This is a genomic window from Natrarchaeobaculum sulfurireducens (assembly GCF_003430825.1).
Lineage (GTDB): Archaea > Halobacteriota > Halobacteria > Halobacteriales > Natrialbaceae > Natrarchaeobaculum > Natrarchaeobaculum sulfurireducens.
Genome location: NZ_CP024047.1, coordinates 99,671 through 117,882, shown reverse-complemented (window position 1 = coordinate 117,882; position 18,212 = coordinate 99,671). Strand labels below are relative to the sequence as shown.

Sequence of the window (18,212 nt, the reverse complement as noted above, 5' to 3'; positions counted from 1 at the left end):
AGCCGTAGTGCCGTCGAAGACGGCGTTTCTCAACGTGGGAACTCCGGTACTGCCGTTTACGGGATACAGCCCAATCAAGCTTACGCGCGTATCCACGGCCTTCAGGCCGTGGCATTGCGCTGCTCCGCCTGTAACGACCGCATGATCGGTAGCCGGAACGCGGTCATGATCAGCGTCGCGACGAACCCCGCCTGAAGCCCTCGAACACCGGCGTAAGCGGCGTGTTCGAGCCTCGAACGATCGTCGGTTTCCTCGGTTCGATCCGTCGGCTCGCCGCGTGGTCGAAGCCGTCGGAGCCGGTCAGATACAGACATCGATTGGATCGGCTGTGAGCCTACGACGAACGGCGTCTTAACGCTCCGGCGTGCGACTGACTGCACGGCTCGCGAGCGGTCGTTGTGAGCTTGTCGTCTGCTGATTGATCACCGAATCTCTGGAAATCGATGATCTCCGCGACGAAACCGAACGGCACGCTTTTGTTTCATTGCTTATCACCACAACCCACAGCGATGGGACGGCGAGGTCCACTCGACGCCCCGTCCGTTATGACCGGCGTCTACGTCGCGTTGCTCGCGTGTGGGGTCGGGTCTGTCCTCGGCCTCGAGCGTGCAGTCTTGCTCGTCGGCGGGCTGCTCGGCTGGTTGGTCATCGCGTTCGCGCTCACGGCTCGACCGTGGGTCTGGGTCGTACTCGGTCGGCAGCGGCTTCTCAGCGTTCCGACCATCGTGGCGTTTGGACCCGCAATCGGGCTTGCGATGGCACTCCAGACGGGGGTCGTCGGAGATGCGTGGCGAACCAGCCTCTACGTGTCCGTGGCCCTCATGCTACTCGGCGTCGGCATTCATGTCACCGGAACGAGTGCGTACGCCCGGCAGGCCGCGGGCGACCGATCGATCTCGTGGGAGTGTCGCGCGGACGCAACTCGCCGACGACGAACACGCCTCGCGAGCTGGATCGCGGCACTCGTCGCCGTCCTCGGGCTCGTCGCAACCGTCGAGTTCGGCTTGCCATCGCTCGTTTCGGTGATGGCTGCCGGCGTTGCAGGCGGGCTCTGGGGATCGCTGGGACAACGACTGACGTTCGACGTCTGCGAGCACGGGCTTCAGCGTCGTCAACCCGGAGTCGGCGGGACCCAGTTCACACCCTGGGAGCAGTTCGACGGCTACCGCGAAACCGACGGCGCGGTCATCCTCGAGCGTCGGTGGTGGGTCGACCACCGACTGGCCGCCGACGAGGTCCCCAGGGCCGCCCGTGACGCGCTCGAGGCCGCGATCGGCAGCTAAGCGCCACCGTCAGCTCCCAGTGTCGACACGACAACGTACTTTTCCCCGTTCGAGACGAACGACGGGTCATGACATCGGTCGAGGCGAAACTCGAGGCCGTACGCGACGACCTCGCGAGTCACGACGGCGTGCTCGTGGCCTTCTCCGGCGGGGTCGACTCGAGCGTGGTGGCCGCACTCGCCCACGACGCCCTCGGGGAGGATGCAATCGCCTGTACGGCCCGCAGCGAGACGCTCCCCGAGGCCGAACTCGAGGACGCCAGACGGGTCGCCGACGAGATCGGCATCCGCCACGAACTCGTCTCCTTTTCGGAACTCGAAAGCGACGAGTTCGTCCAGAACGACGACGAGCGGTGCTATCACTGCCGGACCATGCGACTGGGCGAGATGCTCGACACTGCCCGCGAGTTCGGCGTCGAGACGGTCTGTGACGGGACGAACGCGGACGACCCCGGTGCGGGCCACCGACCCGGCCTCAAAGCCGTCGACGAACTCGAGGTTCACTCACCGCTGCTGGCTCACGACATCACGAAAGCCGAGGTTCGCGAGATCGCTGCCCACTACGGGCTCTCGGTCGCCGACAAGCCCTCGATGGCCTGTCTCTCCTCACGCATTCCGACCGGCCTCGAGGTCACCGAAGAACGACTGACGCGTGTCGAACGGGCCGAAGCCCTGCTTCGACAGTGGGGGTTCGATCAGTTCCGCGTCCGCGACCACGACGGCCTCGCACGCATCGAGGTCGCAGGCGACGAACTCGAGCGCGCGCTCGAACTCGAGTTCGTCGAAACCGTCCGCGAGGAGCTCTCGGCGCTCGGGTTCGACCACGTCACGCTCGATCTCCACGGCTATCGCACCGGGAGCGTCAGTCCCGCCGCCGACGTCGACGACCGCTCGGGCGAAGAAAACGCGGTCACAGCCGAGTCCCCACCCGACGGCTGAGACGGACCGCTATCCGTCTGCGGAGAGTCGAGTCGGAAGCCGCCATAGCGGAGAGTACCCACGGCAGTGAACGGGCCGAACGTTGGAAACGTCCCACCGGTGGCAGACGTTCGTCGAAATCGAACCCCCTGTTCGTGCATCGAACGCAACGATGAGGAAATTCCTGGACTTACGTACGGAAATATTGCACAATACGATGCGAACGTACTTCCGAAAGGAGTAGCAGTACTCGATGGATGCGGACGCAGAGCCCGAGTGGAGCATCGAAACGCAACGGACGTATACCCCCGCCGATAGCGACCGAGAACGCGAGTATCGAACCTACCGCCACGAGTCGGGTGACCTGCGGTTGAAGGTCGCTCCCGCAGCACTCGATGGTGACGACCACCCCGGATACGCGCTGACCGCAACGAGCTACCCTGGCCTCGAGTTATCCGAGACGATCCACGTCAGGACCGTGCTCACGGCGGATCGCTGTGACCAGATCGCCCGCCAGTTTATGACCCTTTTTGCGGCCCGTTACGACGGCCCCGGCTCGCTCGAGGATGCCCTCGAGTACGCCGCCGACCGAACGCGAGACCATCGATGAGCGGCCCCACGGCTCGTCGGTCACTCCCGCCCGACCCACTTTAAGACCAGTAGCGTCCCCTCGAAGAGGAGGATCATCACGATGCCGACGAGGACCGGTGCCATCGCCGTCGGATCGAACGTGAACATGAACGCCAGCCCGAAGAAGGCCGCCCAGAAGTACAGGCGCTTTTCGGCCAGCCAACGTCGGGTCGTCACGCCCATCATGATCGCGAGCATAATAAAGAGCGGAATCTGGAAGACGATGGCGAGGAAGGCCGTCAACGTGATGACCAGGTCGAAGGTCTCGCCGAGCGCATAGGCAATCTCGGCGCTGCCCTCGGCGTAGAACGTAAAGTAATAAAAGAGGATCGGCAACACCAGCAGGTACGAAAACAGCATCCCGACGCCCGCGAGGACGACACTGGTCGGGACGGCCGCGAGGTAGTACTTGCGCTCGTTGGGGTAGAGCCCCGGCTTCATGAACAGGTAACACTGGTAGACGAACATCGGGAGCCCGACCATGATCCCGAGTAACGCCGCGACCTTGATTCGGGTAAGCCACAGCTCGAGCGGGTGATAGATGTGCGGCGGTGGTTCGTCGACACCCTCCGGGAACACGTCGGCCCAGATGATCGAAATGGCGTCGGAAGCCCACAGCAGGCCGATGGCAGTCCCTGCCGAAGCAAAGAGAAGAACGACCGCGAACCGGAGGATCATCTCCTCGATGTGATCAGCCAGCGGCATCTCCTCGTCGTCCGGCGGGGTCGAGATCCCTCCAACGTCGTCGGGGTACGACTGTTCGGGAGAGCCGTGTCCGGAAGCGACGCCCTCACCGTCGGTTTCGACGGGGCGAGCCTCGTCCTCGGTGTCGGTAGCCTCGTCCTCGGTGTCGGCAGCCTCGTCTGCCGGGCGCGGCGGCTCGTCACCCGCTTCGCGTGACCTGCCGGGGTCCTCGCGGTCCCCGTCCGGCGCCGGCTCCTCGGACATCTATCGAGATATAGATAGGCCGCCGGTTATAGGCCTTTTTCTTACGTGCATCGGCAGAGAGGATGAGAGATGCCACCCACGCGGACGAGAAACGCTAGACACACGAAAGGTTGATAACTGGAAATCGGGTACCCAGAACCAGTCAATGAGTTCTGCCGTCAACGAAGATACCGCTCGAGCTATCCACACCGGCCGGGAAACCCTCGGTGCGATGTTCTCGAGCGCGCAGACCCACCTGCAAAAGGTGTTCATCGTCTTCGTGCTCGGCTTTCTGGGGTCGTTCTGGGCCCTTCGGATGTACATCTGGGACTTCCTCGAGGAGACAGCGAAAGCGGAGATGACCGCCGAGGTCGCCGAGGCGACGAACATCATTACACGAACGCCGTTCGAGGTGATCCTCTTACAGGCGAAGATCGGACTGCTGGTCGGTGCGATCGTCGCGGTCCCGGCCCTGCTGTATTTTTCTCGGGATGCGTTACGACGGCGCGGCGTCCAGTCCGCCGTTCCGGTTTCGCGTGGCTATCTGGTCGGGTTCGTGCTGGCGTCGGTCACTCTCTTCTGGATCGGTGTCGCCTATGCATACGCCGTTTTCTTCCCGTTCGCGTTCAACTTCCTCGGTGCCGTCGCCCACGACGCTGGTGTGAACCCGAGTTGGGGGATTACGGAGTTCACCGAGTTCATCGCCCTACTGACCCTCTCGTTCGGCCTCGCCGCCCAGTTGCCGCTGTTCATGAGCGTCCTCTCGTATACCGAAATCGTCTCCTACGAGACGTTCCGTGATAAGTGGCGACACGCGATCGTCGCGATCACCGTCTTCGGCGCGCTGTTCTCGCCGCCGGACCCGTTCACGCTGATCATGTGGGCGCTGCCGCTGGTCGGCCTCTACGTCTTCAGCCTCGGCCTCGCAAAGATCGTTGCGAACATGCGCCGACGCGGCGCGGCCGAACTCGACACCGGAACGAAACTCGTCAAGCGACGGGTCTTGCAGTTCGTCGGCGCTCTCGGGGTCGTCACCGTCGCCACGGCGACGTTCGTCAATCAGGATGGCTTCGATCACCTCGAGGAGTCGGTTTACCCCCTGTTCCCCGACGGCTTTAGACCCGAGGGGACGACCGGGCTCGAGGCCATCGCACTCGAGTACGGCGTGCTCGGAGACGCCGCCGCCGGCCTGATCGTAGCCGCTGTCGTCGGGTTCGTCGTCCTCGTTGGCTACACGGCGAAGGTGCTCCGATCCCCGGTTTACCCGCGTGAAGACGACATTCGAACCGCCGAAGCCCCCGACGACATCGACTTCGAAACGCTCGCCGCCGACGACATCGAGGACGTGCCGGCACCGGTCTTCCTCGCGATGGACGAAGAAGAGGCGCTCGAATACTCCCGAGAGGCGTTGTACGACGAGAATCGGGAGAAAGCTCAGGCGATCCTCGACCGTTTCGACACCCTCCAAGAGCAAGCCGAGGACGCTGCCGAGGACGCCTCGAGCGAGGGGACAGGAACGGCAGTCGGCGCAACCGACTCCGACGACGCGGCGGGAGGCAGCGTCTTCTCGAGTACGGCCGCCGGAATGCTCGATCCGTTCACGGAAGACGAAACGACCGAAGACGACATCGGAGGCTACGCCTACGACCTGGCGTTCATCGTCGACAGTCTCACCTCGAAGACGATCTACATCGTCGGCGTCTTCATGGCCGTCCTCGGCGGCTCGTTCCTGGCGCTCTATCAGGGTGGGTTCGGCATCATCCTCGCGCAGTTCGTCGACCGCGTACCCCCGGAAGTGCTCGACGAAGTGACCGAAGACGGCGCCAACACGGACGAGGTGACGTCGGAGTTAGTGGGCGAACTCGGACTGGTGATCGCCTTACACCCAGTCGAGGTGCTGATCTTCATGGTGAAGGTGAGTACGATCCTGGCGTTCATCGCCATTGCCCCGATGATCCTCTACTGGGCCTGGCCGGCGGCCAAAGAGCGCGGCCTCGTCTACGGTGATCCGCGGGTGTTCCTCGTCTGGGGCGGCGCGTTGTTCGTCGGCTTCGGGGTCGGGCTGTTCCTCGGCTTTTATTGGATCGCCCCGGCCGTGATCTCCTATCTCATCACCGACGCCATCGCCAACGGAATGGAAGTCACCTACCGGATCAATAGCTTCTCGTGGCTCGTGATCTACACGACCCTCGGTATCGGCTTCCTCTTCAACATCATCGTCACGATGGCGCTGTTCCACGTCGGCGGCATCATCAGCTACCGCACGATGCTCGAGCGCTGGCGGCCGGTCGTCGTCGGCATCTTCACGATCGCTGCCTTCGCGAGCCCGAAAGGAATCCTCACGATGTTGTTGCTGGCGTTCCCAATCGCCCTCACGTACCTGCTGGGACTGGCGATTCTCTACGTGTTCACCGCCGGTGGGCGCCTCTTCGGTGGCGGTGGCGGAAAGCGAAAGGCCGATCCCGACTCGGGACTGCTCAGCGACTGAGACGGACATCGTCACACACGGGAGCCGTCACTCTCGTCGACACTCGAGGTGAACGGCTGAACGTAACTTTCGAGTTCGAAGCCAAGGGTCGTTAAGAACCAGCGGTTCGAACGGCCCCACATGCCGAAGATTAGCGTCGAAATCCCACAGGAACTCTTAGACGACCTCGACGAGCACGTCGGCGACGACGGCAAGTTCGTCAACCGGAGCGACGCCATTCGAGCGTCAATTCGCAAGAACCTCGATATTCTGGACGAGATCGACGAACGGCACGACCGCCTCGAGACCGAAGAGTAACTAGTCGCGGTCGAGACGCTGGGCGAAGCCGAAGTTTGGCTTGACGTCGTCGACGCGCACCGCGACCGTCTCGCCTGTCTCGGTTGCAGGGACGAACAGCCGGTAGCCGTCGACGGATGCGATACCGTCGCCTTCGCCGCCGACGTCGACGATCTCGACCTCGAGTTCGTCGCCCGGTCGGACGGGTGCCGTGAGTCGCCCCTTCCCGATGAGGTAGATCTCGGACGATTCGTCGCGGGAGGCTTTGGGGCTCGTTGCACGCACGTACCGGAACTCCTCTTCGACGTCAGCCCGGAACGCCTCGACGTCGGGGCCCTGGAAGACCTTGACGACGAAGTCGCCGCCGGTGTCGAGCAGCTCGAGGGCCGTCTCGAACGCCTGGCGGGCCAGATACAGCGAGCGGGCCTGATCGAGCGAGTATTCACCAGACATGTTCGGTGCCATGTCAGAGACGACAACATCCACGGGTCCACTGGCCGGCTCCGAACTGGCGGCGGGAGCCGTCTCATCGGCGCTCCCACCGGCAGCCTCGATGACGCGCTCGCGGGTTCGCTCTTCGGTCATGTCGCCGCGAACCGTCTCGACGCGGTCGTTCAGCTCGTCGTCGTCGAACGGCTTAATCCGCTGGAGGTCGACGCCGATCACCGTTCCGTCGGGGCCGACGTTCTGGGCGGCGACCTGGAGCCAGCCACCCGGTGCGGCACCGAGGTCGACGACCGTATCGCCGCGTTCGATGACGTTCTCGAGGTCGTCGAGCTGTTTGAGCTTGTACGCCGCTCTCGAGCGATAGCCTTGCTGTTTCGCTCTGTTGTAGTAGTCGTCTTTTCGTGTCATGGGGAGTTCACCGGAGATCGGATTCCGTCTCGGGTGCGAATCGTCGACGAATTCGCGTTCATACACGGTGTGACGCAGTCGGTCCGGAAAGGCTCGTCGGATGTGGGTGGTCGCTCAGGACAGTCGCCACGCAGCCACTCCCGAGGACAAATAGTAGCCACTGCACGTCAGTGCGCACCTGCTCGGCAGACGGATCGGCGATCAGTGTGCAACTCGTTGCAGTGACTACTATAGTTCGATCCAGGCAAGAGTTTATATACGAACGAGCGGCCAACAGCGGCGTGACCAGCGATCTCGTCTCGTTCAGCGATCTGCGAACCGCCGCGTACTGTCCGCGGAAGCTCTACTACCGGCAAACGCGCGATACCGATCGCGAGCCGCCGCCGACGGTTGACGCGGTTCGGAGCCTCGAGCCTCGCTATGAGGAACTACTCGAGACGCCGCCCGGCACGCTCGAGGACGAGCCGATCGCGGTCTCGCCCGTTCGGTACCGCGAACGGCTGGCAGCGACCAGGGATCGACTCGACGCTGACGGACAGTGGGAACGGCTTCGTGAGCCGAGTGAGCGAGCGCGCCTCGTAACTGGCCGGGACTGTCGCGGGATCGTCCACAAGGTACTCACGGCCCCGCTCGAGCCGGTGATCGTTTCCGCGGGTGAGCCACCGCCACGGGGAGTCTGGGAGTCACAGTCCGTTCACGCCGTCGCCGCCGCAAAGGCCCTCGCCTGGGAGCACGAGACGTCGGTAGACCGAGTCTGGCTCGAGTATCCAGCGTACGGCGTCGTCCGCTCACTCGCGATGACGACCCGGCGGAAAGCGAGATACCGTCGCACGCTACGAGCGGTTCGAGAACTAGACGGACCGCCTCCACGGACAGCGAATCGGTCGAAGTGCGACGCATGCGAGTTTGCGGCGTCGTGTGGCGTTCGAACGCGGACGCTGCGGTCGGTGCTTGGATTCGGTCGCGGTGACTGATACTGAAGACAGGGATGTGTGTGAGCGGTGACTTCGCGACGCTCGAAGGGCGGCGACACCCGCAGCCTCTCAGAGGCCGTCCAAGGCCAACCATGGTCGCAGCCCTTAACAGTCGTCACCGCCTCGATTCGTCCATGACCGACCGAGAGGGCGATCGCGACCACCGCTTCTCAGACGGGCAGGGCTTCGGCGATCCCTACGACGACTTTGACCTCGATCCGCCGGAACTGGACGTCGATCCCTCGAAGATCGACCCCGTCGATTCACGGGTCGTCGCCGACATGCTCGACGAGCACAACGTCGTAAAAGACGATGTCGACGCCGGGGAACTCCTCGATGTCGGCCTCAACTACGTACAGATCAATCGGTACGAACAGGCCACCGAAGCCTTCGAGCGGGCCGCTCGCTTCGCCGATGACGAGCGCGTCGAACAGGAAGCGTGGGTGAACAAGGGCGTCGCCCACGCCGAACTCGAGGAGTACGACGAGGCGATCGGTGCCTACCGCGAGGCCCTTTCGATCGACGACTCGAGCGAGCACGCGGCCACGGCGGAGACGAACCTCGCCTACGCGCTCTGGGAGTTCGGCGAGACCGCCCAGGCACTGGATCACGCCGAACGCGCCGTCGAACTCGACGAACGGTTCGCCGAAGGCTGGTTCAACCGGGCGTTTTTCCTCGCCGAACGCGGGCTGGCCGAGGAGGCACTCCACTGCATCGACAACGCCATCCGACTCGGCCTGCGCAACGCGAAGGTTCTCGAGGAGAAAGCGACGATCCTCGAGGAACTCGGCGAGTACGACGAGGCCGAAGCGATCGCCGAGGAGGCAAACGAGATGCTCGAGCGCGCCGAGCGACAACTGGTCGAGGAGCGCCGCGAAATGCAGGGCCAGGAAGCCGGCACTGCCGGCCAGCCACGCGGGGACGTCGAACTCGACGATCCGGGGCGCGAAGGCGAGCGCGACCGGGAGTGGCAACTCGAGTGAGCATGATCGTCAACGAGCGAGAGACCGAGCAGGGGTTGCTCGTCGCCGTCTGCGACAGCGACGTTCTGGGTGAGACGTTCGAGGACGGCGAGTTCTCGCTGACGGTCACCGAAGCGTTCTACGGCGGCGACGAAGTCGACGAGGGAACCGTCATCGACAGCCTCGTCCGGGCCGACGTCGCCAACATCGTCGGCACCCGGGCGGTAGCGCTGGCGATCGAAGAGGGGATCGTCGACGAGGCGAACGTCCTCGAGGTCGGCGAGACGCGTCACGCCCAGTTGCTGCGGATGTACTGAGAGCGACGGCGATACAGTGCTCTCAGCGAGCGACTGTGAGGCGAATGCTGATGCTCGAGTGACACGTATGTGTGTGTATGCCGGACGCTTCCCCACCGCAATCGGTCCGAACCGGCATTCGCCGGCTCATCGAGACGTACACGCCCGATGGGGCACTCGGACGGGTCGGGCTGTCGGCGGTCGCCGGGCCGGTCGGGATCTACGCGCTGATGCTCGCGGTCGGTTTTCTGGTCAACCCCTGGATCGCGTCGGTGCTGGTCGTTCCGGTGGCCGCGGTCGCCGGCGTGTTCCTCACCGTCGTGACCGTACTCACGCTCTGGCCGCTCGATCTGTCGGCGATCGGGCGGATCGACGCCGCGACCGAGTATCGAAACCACCTCGAGACAGTCTCTGAGTCCGACCGACAGTCCCAAGCCGAAGCCGACGCGTCGGCGACCGAACAACTCAAAACGCGGTATCGGCAAGGAGAGCTGTCCGAAGAGGCGTTCGAACGCGAACTCGAGCGAGCGCTATCGGAAGACGGGCACGGAACCGACGAACGGACTGAACCAACCGACAGGAGGCATCGGGGCAACGAGCGGGTTCGAGAGACCGAAGAGGGAAACTGATCATCGAGTCCAGAACGGGTCCACTGCACCGGCTGTCGTCGACGGCTCACTCGATCCGGTGGCGTTTGCCGATCGGTTCACCGGCTGTCGTGTTCGAGCCGGGTCCCTGGAGAGCGGGTTACAGGTCGGCGCGGATGAACCGATAGTAGCCGATGGCGACGGGAACGACCAGCCAGATCAAAAGCGCGACCGACGCGAACCACTCCTGGAGGTAGACGGGTGCGTCACCGGGGTATCGCTCCGCCGGCGTCATCCCGGCCGCCTCGATCGACTCGAGCCCGTACTGGAACTGCAGCGGGACCAGGTCGTTCTCGAGGACGAGATTCGTCAGGGTCGTGTACGCGAGAACGGGGTTGAACTGCTCGAGTGCGAGATACCAGGGGGCGGCCTGAACGGGCGGCCCGTGGCCGTACAGCAGGTAGTACGGACCGGCGGTGAGTAACTCCCAGAAGGCGACGATGGCGACGTAACAGCCGACGACGAACGCCATCGCCCGACCTCGAGTGGAGACGGCGGCGGAGACGCCGATGGCGACGGCGACGAACACCGAGCCGAACAGGAGCGTGATCGCGCCGAAGGTAAGCCACTCGAACACTGGAGCCTCGCCGAACAGCACCGCACCGAGGACAAGTGCGACGACGAACGCGAACGCGATGGCGACGGCAACGACGGCGAGCCGTCCGAGAAGCTTCCCGAGGACGACGTCGGTCCGGGTCGGCGGCAGCCCCAACAGGAGCTTGATACTCCCGGATCGTCGCTCGCCGACGACGGCCATGTAGCCGACCACGAGGGCGGCGATCGGAAGCAACACCTGCAACGGCACTCCGAGGAACGCCAGCGCCTCGCTCGCAGTGACCGGCTCGTCGGCGTACCACAGCGCCGCGTAGCCGAGCGACGCGACGAGCACGAGCAACCCCACAAGCGTCCAGAGCAGCCGCGAGCGACCGGCGTCGTCGAACTCCTTTCGCGCGACCGCCCACACGTTCGACGTCATCCGACCGCCTCCGGTTCGTGTTCAGCGTTCGTGTCCGAGCCGGACCCGTCCTCGAGCGCCTCGGCTGCGACGTCAGCCGCTTGTTCGTCGGTCAGCGTCGTATAAAGCGACTCGAGCGAGGCGTCTTCGACGCGAAGGTCTCGGACGGTCATGCCCGCGTCCTCGAGTTCGGTGACGGTGAGTGCTTTCGCTCGCGGATGAGTAACCAGGCACTCGAGGGTTGATCCCGTGGTCGTGACGTCGGTGACACCCTCGAGTGCGGCGACAGTCTCGGCGGCTCGGTCGACCCGCCCGGCGAGGGTGAGTTCCATCGTGGCCCCGGTGCCGACCGATGCGCGCAGCCCCGCGATCGTATCGACGGCGGCCAACTGACCGTCGACGAGGACGCCGACGCGGTCACAGACGGCTTCGACGTGCTCTAGAATGTGACTCGAGAAGAAGACGGTCGTTCCGGCGTCGGCTTCCTCGCGGACGAGCGTCTGGAGGTCGCGGATGCCGTGGGGATCCAGTCCGGAGGCGGGTTCGTCCATCAACAGCAGGTCGGGGTCGCCGACGAGGGCGATTCCAGTCGCCAGACGCTGTCGCATCCCCGTCGAATACTCGCCAGCAGGTCGATCGCGAGCGTCCGGCTCGAGGCCGACGCGCTCGAGGATCGCGTCGGGGTCGTCGTCGGCGTCGGTGGTTTCGATGGCGAACTCGACGTGGCGACGGCCGGTGAGTCGCGGATAGACGTCGAACCCCTCGGGGAGAACGCCGACGCGTTGGCTCACCTTCTGAGGGGCAGCCTGGGCGTCGTAGCCGAGCACCGTCGCCGAGCCGGCGGTCGGACGGACGAAATCGAGCAGGAGATCGATCGTGGTCGACTTGCCGGCACCGTTCGGACCGAGAAATCCGAACACCTCCCCCTCCTCGACGGTCAACTCGAGGTCGTCGACGGCCGTGACGTCGCCGTACCGTTTGGTCAACCCAGCCGTCTCGATGGCTGCCATGTTCTCCGCAGCTACCACGATCGAGCATATAAGCCGATGGTCGACCTCTCAGAGGCAGAAAACGCCTCTGTGAGACAGGGAGTGGTCGAGCGCGACCAACAGCACCAGCCTCGGATCGCGAACCGAGGACGAGCCGTTACAGATATCGGCGATCCAGTCCGTCTCGAGGCCGCAGAACCGAAGGAGTGTTTTGTCTGGGGCCCTGCTAGTCGTATGATGAGTCATCAGAACCTCGAGTCGCTCGACGTCGAGGCCATCCGGGAGGAGTTCCCTATTCTCGAGCGGGAGTTCGACGGCCAGCAGGTCGTCTACCTCGACAACGCGGCGACGACCCAGACCCCCGACGCGGTCGTCGACGCGATGAGCGAGTACTACCGGACGTACAACGCGAACGTCCATCGCGGCATCCACCACCTGAGCCAGGAGGCCTCTATTCGCTACGAGGAGGCCCACGACCGCGTCGCGGAGTTTATCGGGGCGGACGGCCGCGAGGAAATCGTCTTCACGAAGAACACGACCGAAGCCGAAAACCTGCTCGCGTACTCGTGGGGGTTGAACGAACTCGAGCCGGGCGATACGGTGGTGCTGACGGAGATGGAACACCACGCCTCGCTCGTCACCTGGCAGCAGGTCGCAAAGCGCACCGGTGCGGACGTCGCATACGTCCGCGTCGACGACGACGGCCGCCTCGACATGGACCACGCCCGCGAGCTGATCGACGACGAGACGGCCATCGTCTCCGCCGTCCACGTCTCGAACACGCTGGGCACCGTCAACCCCGTCAGCGAGTTGACCGAACTGGCCCACGACCACGGCGCCCTCGCGTTCATCGACGGTGCCCAGGCCGTCCCCAACCGCCCCGTCGACGTCGGCGAGATCGACGCCGATTTCTACGCCTTCTCGGGTCACAAAATGGCTGGCCCCACCGGTATCGGCGTCCTCTACGGCAAGGAAGCGCTATTCGAGGAGCTAGAGCCCTATCTCTACGGCGGCGGCATGATCCGCAAAGTCACCTTCGAGGAGTCGACCTGGGCCGACCTCCCCTGGAAGTTCGAACCCGGGACACCGCCGATCGCCGAAGCCGTCGGCCTCCACGCCGCCATCGACTGGCTCGAGGACCTCGGCATGGATCGGATCCGACAACACGAGGAGGAACTGGCCGCCTACGCCTACGATCAACTCGCGGCCGAAGGCGACGTCGAACTCTATGGCCCCGAGGGCGGCCCCGACCGCGGCGGGCTCGTGAGCTTCAATCTCGAGGGGGTCCACGCCCACGACCTGACCTCGATCCTGAACGACCACACGATCGCCGTCCGCGCTGGCGACCACTGTACCCAGCCGCTTCACGACAAACTCGGCGTCCCGGCATCGACTCGAGCCTCGTTTTACGTCTACAACACGCGCGAAGAGGTCGACAAGCTGGTCGCCGCACTTGACGACGCACGTCAACTGTTCGCATAATCGTGATGGGCCACGAACCGACACCAGCGGTGTAAGCACCTCGGACGCCGACCGAACTACCGACCGTCCCGTCGGCCGTAAAGGGTGGCTTTTTATGCCGACCGTCCGTACCCCGATCTATATGTTCAAGGCCATCGTGAGCGCGGAAACGCTCACCAGCGCGCTCGATTCGGTGAGCGTGCTGGTCGACGAGTGCAAGATCCACCTCGAGTCCGAGGGCCTCGAAATCCGGGCCGTCGACCCCGCGAACGTCGGGATGGTCGATCTCTCGCTCGACGCGGCCGCGTTCGAATCCTACGAGGCCGATGGCGGGACGATCGGCGTCGACCTCTCTCGGCTCGAGGACATCGCCGGAATGGCCGAATCCGGCCAGCTCATCCAGCTCGAACTCGACGAGAAAACCCGAAAGCTCCACATCCAGATCGACGGGCTCGAGTACACCCTCGCGTTGATCGACCCCGACTCGATCCGCCAGGAACCGGACATTCCGGACCTCGACCTCCCCGCTGAGGTCGTCCTCGAGGGCAAAGACGTCAACCGCTCGGTGACCGCCGCGGACATGGTCTCCGATCACATCGCCCTCGGCGTTGAGGAAGGCGAGGAGTTCTTTTATGTCGACGCAGAGGGGGACACCGACGACGTCCACCTCGAGCTCACCGAAGCAGACCTGATCGACCTTCAGGTCGGCCCGGCCCACTCGCTGTTCAGCCTCGATTATCTCAAAGACATGAACAAGGCGATTCCCGGCGACACCGAGGTCACGCTTGCACTCGGCGAGGAGTTCCCCGTCAAGATCTACTACGGCTTCGCGGAGGGCCACGGCCAGGTCACCTACATGCTCGCACCCCGCATCCAGAGCGACTGATACGGACCGCCGTACCGATGTTTGATAGCTGCAGTCCAACTCGCGGCTTCGATGGGACCGGTGGACGATAACCGTCGAAACAGCGATCCGACGATTTTTGCTGTCCGTTTCACCTCGAGCACCGACTTCGACAGCAGTGGCTCCGGGCGGTAAGAACTTGTTACCGCGACTGGAGCGAGCCGTGGTCCCATCACCCGGCACGGCCGGTCAGTAGTATAGTGCCATTACATGGAAAGGATTGGACCTAACAGCAAGAGCACAGTAGTACGAGCCATGCCCTCCACAGACGACTCCGACAACGGTTCAGACGAGCGACCGCCAGGGTACGTCACGACGTTCGATCCGGCTGGCGGCGACGAGCCGAGCGAGGCCATCGTGACGGCCGTCGCCGCGGTTGCCAACGTAGATCCGCTCGAGCTGTCACCGCTATACGACGTCGTCGAACCGGGCGCACTCGATACGCTGGTCGAACACGCCCATCGAATCGGTGCCGACGCTCATCAGGTGTGGTTCACGTACGAGGGCTTCGACGTCGGCGTCCGAACGGACGGCCAGATTCGAATCGTCGACGGGACCGATCGAGTCCAGCCGACCGCCTGAACGGTCCCGCAGACCGCCAATTGCCGTCGTCTGGGTCACCGTGATTTCGTCTTCCTCGAGCTTCGAGGCGACGGTTCGTCCACCTCCAGAAGGGGCGACTCGAGCGGTCGCTCCGGTCGGTCAGACGTCGCTCGGAGCCGTCGCGGTCGAGTTAGTCGTAGTCGTCGAGAAACGAGCAGAGTGCGTCGTTCACTCGCGGTGCGTCCTCGACGAACAGACAGTGTGAGCCGCCCTCGACGAGTTCGAGACGGGTAGTGGCGATCTTCTCCTCGAGCAGTCGGGCGTTCTCGACCGGAACGACGCGATCGTTCGTGCCGTGGATCACGAGCGTCGGGACCCTGATCTCGTGGAGTCGGTCGCTGACGTCGAATCCGAGGACTGCCGCCGCCTGTGCCTCGCGGGCCGGCTCGCCGGCGTCTTGTTCGAGTCGCCACTCGATGATCCGGTCGAGGAGGTGTGGGTTGCGGTTGGTGAAGCCCTCGTTGAACGCTGGCCGCATTTGGTGACGGAGCGTCTCACGCTCGCTGGCTCCCTTTGGGGTGTCGAAGATGTGTTCCTGGGTTTCCTCCGGTACCGGCACAGCGTCCGGGCCGCCGTGGCTCGTACACAAAAGCGTCAGCGTCTTTACGCGGTTGTAGTCGATGGCGTGTTGCAGGGCGATCATCCCACCCATGCTCGCGCCGACGAGGTGGACGGTGCGCGTGCCGACGTCGTCGAGGACAGCCTCGAGGTCGGCGGCCAGCCCCTCGATCGAGTAGCCGGCCAGTTTGAGGAGGAGAGGCACACGCAGTTTCTGTGGAAGCCGTGGGACGAGCGGCGGGAGGCCGGCGTCCGACCGACCGGTTCCGCGGTTGTCGGGGGCGATCACGGCGTGCTCGCCAGCGATGGCCTCGCGTTGCCATCGCCACATCCACCGGCCGTATCCGAGTCCCTGGACGAAGACGACCGGCGCACCGTCGCCCTCGTCGTACTCGTAGTAGATCGACACGCCGTCCCGAGTCGCACGTGGCATACCCGAACTGACGTATCGGGTCCCCTTGAAATCGACCCTCCCTGGCCGAGACGACCGTTCGGAAAGGAAGCCGACTGTAACCACGGTTTACCAGCGCCGCTGTCGTCGTCGCGGATCGAATCGCATCCCATCGTCGTCTGGGGACGGTCACCACAGCCCAGGGAATCGTGATCGCAGTAAGAACCATTTAACCGCCGTACTGGGCAACCAGCGCGCTTATCCCGTCGGAGTAATATCGTTTTACCGATGCAGCGACTTCACGCCCGGTACCCGTTTCTCGAGGCGGCCCGCGAGTCGGTGGCGACGGCAGCCGTCGACCTCGCAGCCGTCGTCGAACGGGACCAGGCGGTCGTCGACCGCGCCCGAAATCGCGTCCTGAGCGCGCTCGAGGACGGCACGATCGGTGAGCCACACCGCGACTCGCGGACCGAGTTGCTCTCGTACCCGGTCGCTCGCGTGCTCGTCTCGGTCGTCGGCGAGCGCGTCCTCGTCCGCCGGTACGCCCGGGCGGAAGCCGAGACGGCCCACGAACGGTTCGTCGCGGATCTCGAGGATACGACCGAGTTGAAAAGCGTCGAGTCGACGGCTCTCGACCTCACGGACCTGCTCACGGAGTTCGATCTCGAGTCGGCGGTCCAGGAGCGTGGCGACGAGGAGTATCGAATCGGCGTCGGCACCTATCTCCCGCTCGCGGCGGATTGTTGGGGTGACGAGTGGCGACTCGTCAACCGGTCGCTCGCCGACGGGGAGGTGCCGGTCGACGAAGACGAACTCCACGAACTCTTGCGGGAGGCGATCAGAAACCGGATCGAAGACGGCCTCCCGTTCGACGTTCCCGAGGCCATCGCAGACGACCTCGAGGGCGACGTCACGGAAATCAGGGACGTCCTCGCCGACCTCGATCTCACCCGCGAGATCGACACGGTCGTCCCCGACCTTTTCCCGCCGTGTATGAAGGCCTTGCTCGACGACGTCCAGAAGGGCGAACACCTCCCACACCACTCCCGGTTCGCGATCACTGCCTTCCTGGCGAGTATCGGGATGAGCACCGACGAGATCGTCGATCTCTATCAGGTAAACGCCGGCTTCGGCGAGGATATGACCCGCTATCAGACCGACCACATCCGTGGAGAGACCTCACCGACTGAATACTCGCCACCCTCGTGTGCGACGATGCAGTCGTACGGAGATTGCGTGAACAAAGACGACCTCTGTGAGCGCATTCCACATCCGATGGCCTACTACGAAGAGCGGATCGACGACGCCGAAGACGACGACTTAGAGGACTGGCGCGAGGCAGACGACGAAGCCGCGAGCGCCGAGTGACTCGAGCAGGAGGGGTTACTTTTCCGGTGGGTCGTTGGATAGCTCGTCGGCCTGTTTCTGAATGTCCTGAAGCGCCTGCTCCTGTTCGCTTCGGGCGAGGCCACCCGATTCGACGTGTCGACCCTCGTACTGCCAGGACGGAATAGCGTCCCACACGCTCGAGTCCTCGTCCTCAACGGTGTCGTCATCGTCGTGACCGCTCTCAGCGGTGCCGGTACGTCGCGCGAACAACAGTGCGGCAACGACGGCGAGCGTCGCCAGCCCGACAGCAGCGAGCGACGGCTCGACGGCGGCGGGCGAACGTACGAGCAACGAGGAACCGAGCAACACGAACGCGAGGCCGACGGCCAGCGGCCACAGCGACGATCGACCGCCGTCGGTCGGATCAGTTTCGGATCTGACCATAGAGAATATCAGGTCTCGAACGTGAAAGGGCTGGCGCGGTAGTCAGGCCGTACTCTTCGCGTCGGCATCGTCGTCCTCGAGCCCCTCACCGGGGTCGTTCAGCAGGAACGCCAGGGCGAGGCCGACGCCCAGCAACAGGAAGATGAACCCGATGATGGCACCGACGAGCAGTTCTGCACCGTCGGGTGAGAGTGCGTCGCCGCCGTACGAGGAGCCGATGGAAACCATGACGCCCAGCATGGTGACGACGACGGCGACCGCGACCACGATTTCGATGATCCGCTCGCGCTCGAGCATTATACGGTCGATTTCGTCGGCCGGAT

Annotated in this window: 20 protein-coding genes and 1 pseudogene; 13 read left to right on the top strand and 8 right to left on the bottom strand. The window is 64.2% G+C overall.

Annotation, left to right across the window (positions count from 1 at the left end; translation table 11 throughout):
- Positions 1 to 131: 131 nt before the first annotated feature.
- Positions 132 to 314, bottom strand: a pseudogene (locus AArc1_RS01735) (hypothetical protein); the annotation flags it as partial.
- 195 nt (positions 315 to 509) lie between these two features.
- Between AArc1_RS01735 and AArc1_RS18880 the strand changes: the two are divergent.
- The 3 genes from AArc1_RS18880 to AArc1_RS01720 all read left to right on the top strand — a co-directional run bounded on the left by AArc1_RS18880 (position 510) and on the right by AArc1_RS01720 (position 2,810).
- Positions 510 to 1,283 carry a hypothetical protein gene (locus AArc1_RS18880; protein WP_133412316.1) on the top strand — a complete coding sequence of 258 codons (774 nt, stop codon included), beginning with the start codon at positions 510 to 512 and terminating at the stop codon, positions 1,281 to 1,283.
- Positions 1,284 to 1,351: 68 nt separating this feature from the next.
- Positions 1,352 to 2,221: an ATP-dependent sacrificial sulfur transferase LarE gene (larE, locus tag AArc1_RS01725; protein WP_117362639.1), complete on the top strand. Its 870-nt coding sequence runs from the start codon at positions 1,352 to 1,354 to the stop codon at positions 2,219 to 2,221.
- A gap of 232 nt (positions 2,222 to 2,453) precedes the next feature.
- On the top strand, positions 2,454 to 2,810 hold the full coding sequence (locus AArc1_RS01720) for a hypothetical protein (RefSeq protein WP_117362638.1): 357 nt from the start codon (positions 2,454 to 2,456) through the stop codon (positions 2,808 to 2,810).
- A gap of 20 nt (positions 2,811 to 2,830) precedes the next feature.
- On the opposite strand, the gene AArc1_RS01715 is transcribed toward AArc1_RS01720, so the two are convergent.
- Entirely contained in the window at positions 2,831 to 3,778 is a 948-nt protein-coding gene (locus tag AArc1_RS01715) for a twin-arginine translocase subunit TatC (protein ID WP_117362637.1), read from the bottom strand.
- 145 nt (positions 3,779 to 3,923) lie between these two features.
- Between AArc1_RS01715 and AArc1_RS01710 the strand changes: the two genes are divergently transcribed.
- Entirely contained in the window at positions 3,924 to 6,245 is a 2,322-nt protein-coding gene (locus AArc1_RS01710; RefSeq protein ID WP_117362636.1) for a twin-arginine translocase subunit TatC, read from the top strand.
- Positions 6,246 to 6,365: 120 nt separating this feature from the next.
- Positions 6,366 to 6,542: a ribbon-helix-helix domain-containing protein gene (locus tag AArc1_RS01705; RefSeq protein ID WP_117362635.1), complete on the top strand. Its 177-nt coding sequence runs from the start codon at positions 6,366 to 6,368 to the stop codon at positions 6,540 to 6,542.
- On the opposite strand, the gene AArc1_RS01700 is transcribed toward AArc1_RS01705, so the two are convergent.
- Positions 6,543 to 7,376, bottom strand: a complete 834-nt coding sequence (locus tag AArc1_RS01700; RefSeq protein ID WP_117365726.1) for a 23S rRNA (uridine(2552)-2'-O)-methyltransferase — start codon at positions 7,374 to 7,376, stop codon at positions 6,543 to 6,545.
- A 281-nt stretch (positions 7,377 to 7,657) separates the two neighbouring features.
- Between AArc1_RS01700 and AArc1_RS01695 the strand changes: the two genes are divergently transcribed.
- The 4 genes from AArc1_RS01695 (at position 7,658) to AArc1_RS18615 (ending at position 10,237) form a co-directional block, all read left to right on the top strand.
- The gene (locus tag AArc1_RS01695) at positions 7,658 to 8,350 is read left to right on the top strand and encodes a CRISPR-associated protein Cas4 (protein WP_117362634.1); all 693 of its coding nucleotides are present in this window, start codon (positions 7,658 to 7,660) and stop codon (positions 8,348 to 8,350) included.
- A gap of 134 nt (positions 8,351 to 8,484) precedes the next feature.
- Complete coding sequence (locus AArc1_RS01690; protein ID WP_117362633.1) at positions 8,485 to 9,333, top strand: tetratricopeptide repeat protein; 849 nt, start codon at positions 8,485 to 8,487, stop codon at positions 9,331 to 9,333.
- A gap of 2 nt (positions 9,334 to 9,335) precedes the next feature.
- The gene (locus AArc1_RS01685; RefSeq protein WP_117362632.1) at positions 9,336 to 9,629 is read left to right on the top strand and encodes a DUF424 domain-containing protein; all 294 of its coding nucleotides are present in this window, start codon (positions 9,336 to 9,338) and stop codon (positions 9,627 to 9,629) included.
- Positions 9,630 to 9,706: 77 nt separating this feature from the next.
- A complete protein-coding gene (locus AArc1_RS18615) occupies positions 9,707 to 10,237 on the top strand; it encodes a hypothetical protein (RefSeq protein ID WP_154670843.1) in 531 nt (176 codons plus the stop codon).
- 118 nt (positions 10,238 to 10,355) lie between these two features.
- On the opposite strand, the gene AArc1_RS01670 is transcribed toward AArc1_RS18615, so the two are convergent.
- Positions 10,356 to 11,231: an ABC transporter permease subunit gene (locus AArc1_RS01670; protein ID WP_117362629.1), complete on the bottom strand. Its 876-nt coding sequence runs from the start codon at positions 11,229 to 11,231 to the stop codon at positions 10,356 to 10,358.
- Positions 11,228 to 12,220, bottom strand: a complete 993-nt coding sequence (locus AArc1_RS01665; RefSeq protein ID WP_117362628.1) for an ABC transporter ATP-binding protein — start codon at positions 12,218 to 12,220, stop codon at positions 11,228 to 11,230. Before AArc1_RS01665 ends, AArc1_RS01670 begins: the two co-directional genes overlap by 4 nt.
- Before the next feature lie 216 nt (positions 12,221 to 12,436).
- On the opposite strand from AArc1_RS01665, the gene AArc1_RS01660 reads away from it, so the two are divergent.
- The 3 genes from AArc1_RS01660 (at position 12,437) to AArc1_RS01650 (ending at position 15,146) form a co-directional block, all read left to right on the top strand.
- Positions 12,437 to 13,681 (top strand): aminotransferase class V-fold PLP-dependent enzyme, encoded by a 1,245-nt coding sequence (locus AArc1_RS01660; RefSeq protein ID WP_117365725.1) that lies wholly within the window; start codon positions 12,437 to 12,439, stop codon positions 13,679 to 13,681.
- Positions 13,682 to 13,802: 121 nt separating this feature from the next.
- Positions 13,803 to 14,546: a DNA polymerase sliding clamp gene (locus AArc1_RS01655; RefSeq protein WP_117365724.1), complete on the top strand. Its 744-nt coding sequence runs from the start codon at positions 13,803 to 13,805 to the stop codon at positions 14,544 to 14,546.
- Between the two features lie 273 nt (positions 14,547 to 14,819).
- Positions 14,820 to 15,146 carry a HalOD1 output domain-containing protein gene (locus AArc1_RS01650; protein WP_117362627.1) on the top strand — a complete coding sequence of 109 codons (327 nt, stop codon included), beginning with the start codon at positions 14,820 to 14,822 and terminating at the stop codon, positions 15,144 to 15,146.
- 151 nt (positions 15,147 to 15,297) lie between these two features.
- Here AArc1_RS01650 and AArc1_RS01645 read toward each other — a convergent pair whose 3' ends face one another.
- Positions 15,298 to 16,158, bottom strand: coding sequence for an alpha/beta fold hydrolase (locus AArc1_RS01645; protein WP_117362626.1), 861 nt, complete (start codon positions 16,156 to 16,158; stop codon positions 15,298 to 15,300).
- Between the two features lie 246 nt (positions 16,159 to 16,404).
- Between AArc1_RS01645 and priL the strand changes: the two genes are divergently transcribed.
- On the top strand, positions 16,405 to 17,484 hold the full coding sequence (priL, locus tag AArc1_RS01640; RefSeq protein WP_117362625.1) for a DNA primase regulatory subunit PriL: 1,080 nt from the start codon (positions 16,405 to 16,407) through the stop codon (positions 17,482 to 17,484).
- A gap of 15 nt (positions 17,485 to 17,499) precedes the next feature.
- On the opposite strand, the gene AArc1_RS01635 is transcribed toward priL, so the two are convergent.
- The gene (locus tag AArc1_RS01635; protein ID WP_117362624.1) at positions 17,500 to 17,889 is read right to left on the bottom strand and encodes a hypothetical protein; all 390 of its coding nucleotides are present in this window, start codon (positions 17,887 to 17,889) and stop codon (positions 17,500 to 17,502) included.
- Positions 17,890 to 17,931: 42 nt separating this feature from the next.
- Positions 17,932 to 18,186 carry a DUF7472 family protein gene (locus AArc1_RS01630; RefSeq protein WP_117362623.1) on the bottom strand — a complete coding sequence of 85 codons (255 nt, stop codon included), beginning with the start codon at positions 18,184 to 18,186 and terminating at the stop codon, positions 17,932 to 17,934.
- Positions 18,187 to 18,212: the final 26 nt, after the last annotated feature.

What these genes read in the sequence shown, in the direction of transcription:
- larE (WP_117362639.1), top strand. Translation starts at nt 1,352, where the DNA reads ATGACATCGGTCGAGGCGAAACTCGAGGCCGTACGCGACGACCTCGCG.
- AArc1_RS01650 (WP_117362627.1), top strand. Translation starts at nt 14,820, where the DNA reads ATGCCCTCCACAGACGACTCCGACAACGGTTCAGACGAGCGACCGCCA.
- AArc1_RS01635 (WP_117362624.1), bottom strand. Translation starts at nt 17,889, where the DNA reads ATGGTCAGATCCGAAACTGATCCGACCGACGGCGGTCGATCGTCGCTG.
- AArc1_RS01665 (WP_117362628.1), bottom strand. Translation starts at nt 12,220, where the DNA reads ATGGCAGCCATCGAGACGGCTGGGTTGACCAAACGGTACGGCGACGTC.
- AArc1_RS01700 (WP_117365726.1), bottom strand. Translation starts at nt 7,376, where the DNA reads ATGACACGAAAAGACGACTACTACAACAGAGCGAAACAGCAAGGCTAT.
- AArc1_RS01655 (WP_117365724.1), top strand. Translation starts at nt 13,803, where the DNA reads ATGTTCAAGGCCATCGTGAGCGCGGAAACGCTCACCAGCGCGCTCGAT.
- AArc1_RS01690 (WP_117362633.1), top strand. Translation starts at nt 8,485, where the DNA reads ATGACCGACCGAGAGGGCGATCGCGACCACCGCTTCTCAGACGGGCAG.
- AArc1_RS01720 (WP_117362638.1), top strand. Translation starts at nt 2,454, where the DNA reads ATGGATGCGGACGCAGAGCCCGAGTGGAGCATCGAAACGCAACGGACG.
- AArc1_RS01670 (WP_117362629.1), bottom strand. Translation starts at nt 11,231, where the DNA reads ATGACGTCGAACGTGTGGGCGGTCGCGCGAAAGGAGTTCGACGACGCC.
- AArc1_RS01630 (WP_117362623.1), bottom strand. Translation starts at nt 18,186, where the DNA reads ATGCTCGAGCGCGAGCGGATCATCGAAATCGTGGTCGCGGTCGCCGTC.
- AArc1_RS01705 (WP_117362635.1), top strand. Translation starts at nt 6,366, where the DNA reads ATGCCGAAGATTAGCGTCGAAATCCCACAGGAACTCTTAGACGACCTC.
- AArc1_RS18615 (WP_154670843.1), top strand. Translation starts at nt 9,707, where the DNA reads ATGCCGGACGCTTCCCCACCGCAATCGGTCCGAACCGGCATTCGCCGG.
- AArc1_RS01660 (WP_117365725.1), top strand. Translation starts at nt 12,437, where the DNA reads ATGAGTCATCAGAACCTCGAGTCGCTCGACGTCGAGGCCATCCGGGAG.
- AArc1_RS18880 (WP_133412316.1), top strand. Translation starts at nt 510, where the DNA reads ATGGGACGGCGAGGTCCACTCGACGCCCCGTCCGTTATGACCGGCGTC.
- AArc1_RS01685 (WP_117362632.1), top strand. Translation starts at nt 9,336, where the DNA reads ATGATCGTCAACGAGCGAGAGACCGAGCAGGGGTTGCTCGTCGCCGTC.
- AArc1_RS01715 (WP_117362637.1), bottom strand. Translation starts at nt 3,778, where the DNA reads ATGTCCGAGGAGCCGGCGCCGGACGGGGACCGCGAGGACCCCGGCAGG.
- AArc1_RS01710 (WP_117362636.1), top strand. Translation starts at nt 3,924, where the DNA reads ATGAGTTCTGCCGTCAACGAAGATACCGCTCGAGCTATCCACACCGGC.
- AArc1_RS01645 (WP_117362626.1), bottom strand. Translation starts at nt 16,158, where the DNA reads ATGCCACGTGCGACTCGGGACGGCGTGTCGATCTACTACGAGTACGAC.
- priL (WP_117362625.1), top strand. Translation starts at nt 16,405, where the DNA reads ATGCAGCGACTTCACGCCCGGTACCCGTTTCTCGAGGCGGCCCGCGAG.